The sequence below is a fragment of the Dietzia sp. B19 genome, assembly GCF_014145155.1.
In the GTDB taxonomy this organism is placed as follows: domain Bacteria; phylum Actinomycetota; class Actinomycetes; order Mycobacteriales; family Mycobacteriaceae; genus Dietzia; species Dietzia natronolimnaea.
Window position 1 is genome coordinate 1 of the sequence record NZ_JAALED010000346.1, and the last position, 2,406, is coordinate 2,406.

Annotated in this window: 3 protein-coding genes; all 3 read right to left on the reverse strand. The window is 70.7% G+C overall.

From position 1 onward, the window contains the following. Positions 1–383 (reverse strand): DNA-binding protein WhiA (gene whiA / locus G6020_RS10375; RefSeq protein ID WP_182610569.1); only part of this gene is annotated, 383 nt, incomplete at its 3' end. 22 nt (positions 384–405) lie between these two features. Further along, on the reverse strand, positions 406–1,407 hold the full coding sequence (gene yvcK / locus G6020_RS10380) for a uridine diphosphate-N-acetylglucosamine-binding protein YvcK (RefSeq protein ID WP_182610570.1): 1,002 nt from the start codon (positions 1,405–1,407) through the stop codon (positions 406–408). A 4-nt stretch (positions 1,408–1,411) separates the two neighbouring features. Next, entirely contained in the window at positions 1,412–2,284 is an 873-nt protein-coding gene (gene rapZ / locus G6020_RS10385; protein ID WP_179525333.1) for an RNase adapter RapZ, read from the reverse strand. Positions 2,285–2,406 lie beyond the last annotated feature (122 nt).

Sequence of the window (2,406 nt, forward strand, 5' to 3'; positions counted from 1 at the left end):
GCCTCCGCGGCCGCGACGGACCCGCCGACCACCGCGGCGGGCAACCCGCGGACCGTGCGACCGGCGCTGTCGACCAGGCCGAGTTGGCGGGTCAGGTCCGCACCCCGGTCGATCACCCGCAGAACGAACTTCCGGGCCGGCTTCCCCCCGGATCCCCCGATCGGGTGGATCTCGCAGGGGACCGAGAACAGCGAGTCGAGTTCCCCGGACAGGCGATCGGCGATCTCACCCGAATCGACCTCCGCCTCGATCACCAGGCGTCCCGAGAGGACCTGGAGGGTGCCCGCGAACCGCAGGAGCGAGGCGATCTCCGCCTTCCTGGTCTCGGAGTTGCCCACCGGGACCCTCACCAGTTCGGACTTGACCTGTGCGGTCAGTGACACGCCCTGCTCCTTCGTTCTCCGGTCATTCATCGGCCCCCGCCGTCACCGTGGCGGCGAGCGCCCGGGCGAGCAGTGCGGGGTCGTGTACGGGTCTCATCGTCCCATCCGGTGCCGTCCTGGCGATGTCCGCCACCATGACCCGCGCGCCGAGGCCCGCCGCGGCGCGGTCGAGGTGCTCGCGCTCGGTCCCGCTGAGCGGCATCCGCGGGTCCACCAGGACGACGTCGACGTCGACCTCGGGCGCATGTTGGCGCAGGACGTGGAGGTGCTGTTCGGCGGAGAACCCGGCGGTCTCCCCGTGCTGCGGCGCCAGGTTGAGGACGAGCGCCCGGGTCGCGGCCGTGCGGGCCAGGGCGGACGCGATCTCGGGCACCAGCACGTTCGGGATGACGCTCGTGAACCACGATCCCGGCCCCAGGACGACCATGTCCGCGGCCTCGATGGCCTCGACGACGCCCTCCGCCACGGGCGGGTCGGCGGGGATGAGGCGTACCCGCCGCACGCTGCCGGGGGTGGTCGCCACCGCGACCTGGCCGATGATCGTGCGCACGACCCGGGGGTCGGCTTCCAGGCCGACGACCTCCGCGGCGATGTCGAGGGCGACCGGAGACATGGGGAGCACGCGCCCGGTCACCCCGAGCATCGACCCGACGGCGTCGAGCGCCTTGACGGGATCGCCGAGGAGTTCCCAGAACCCCGCGTAGACGAGGTTTCCCACGGCGTGGCCCGCCAGAGCACCGGTTCCGCCGTAGCGGTGCTGGAACAGGCTGGTCAGCTGCTCGTGCTCGTCGTCGTCGGCGGCGAGTGCGCACAGTGCCATCCGGAGGTCTCCGGGGGGCAGGATGTCGAGTTCGCGCCGGAGACGCCCGGAGGAACCGCCGTCGTCGGCGACGGTCACCACCGCGGTCACGTGGTCGGCCACCATCCGTCCGGCGCGCAGGGTCGCCGACAACCCGTGTCCTCCGCCGAGCGCGACGAGTGATCCCATCCGGTCGGATCCGTCGACCGTGGCCTGGTCGGTCATGCGATCACTCTCGTCCGAGGTCACGGTGCCGGACGTGGACGTCGACGGAGTCGAGGCCGGCGAGCCGCCCGGCCAGTGACTCGGAGATCGCCACGCTCCGGTGTTTACCGCCGGTGCACCCGACCGCGATGGTCATGTACCGCTTGCCCTCCCGCCGGTACCCGGTCATCGCGAGACCGATCATCGTCACCGCGGCGCGGAGATACTCCTCGATGGACTCGTCCGCCAGCACGTAGTCCTGGACGGGCTTCTCGCGGCCGGTGTGCGCCTGCAGCTCCGGGATCCAGTGCGGGTTGGGCAGGAACCGCATGTCGAGCAGCATGTCCACATCCACCGGTACCCCGTACTTGAAGCCGAAGGACTCGACGGTGAGGTGGAAGTCGAACCCCAGGTCACCGAACGGCTTCTCGAGCCGGTGCCGCAGGTCGTGGACGCTCAGCGCGGTGGTGTCGACCACGACGTCGGCGCGGCCGCGGATCCCCTCCAGCACCTTGCGTTCCCGCTGGATACCGTCGATCAGGCCGTCACCCGACTGAAGGGGGTGGGACCGCCTGACGTTGTTGAAGCGTTTGACCAGGGCTTCGTCGGAGGCGTCCAGGAACAGGATCCTCGCCTGCGGGCGTCCGTCGAAGCGCCCCAGCAGTTCGCCGATGTGCTCGTCGAACCCCAGGCTGCGGACGTCCGCCACGATCGCGAACCTCCGGGGTTCCTCCTCCGTCTCGCCGAGCCGATCCACCAGTTCTCCGATGAACTTCAGCGGGAGGTTGTCCACGACGTACCAGCCGAACTCCTCGAGCACCTTCGACGCCGTGCCCTTGCCCGCACCGGACATCCCGCAGATGAGCAGGAGCTCGCGGCTCTCATCGTTCATGTCCATGGTTCACCTCGAGTCGCTCGTTCCGCCATCGCCGACCGCACGGTCCGAGTCTCCCACGCCGGCGCCGGACCCGTCCGGACCCGGTGTGTCGGCGGCCGCCGCGTCCGCCGTCGCGTCCGCCG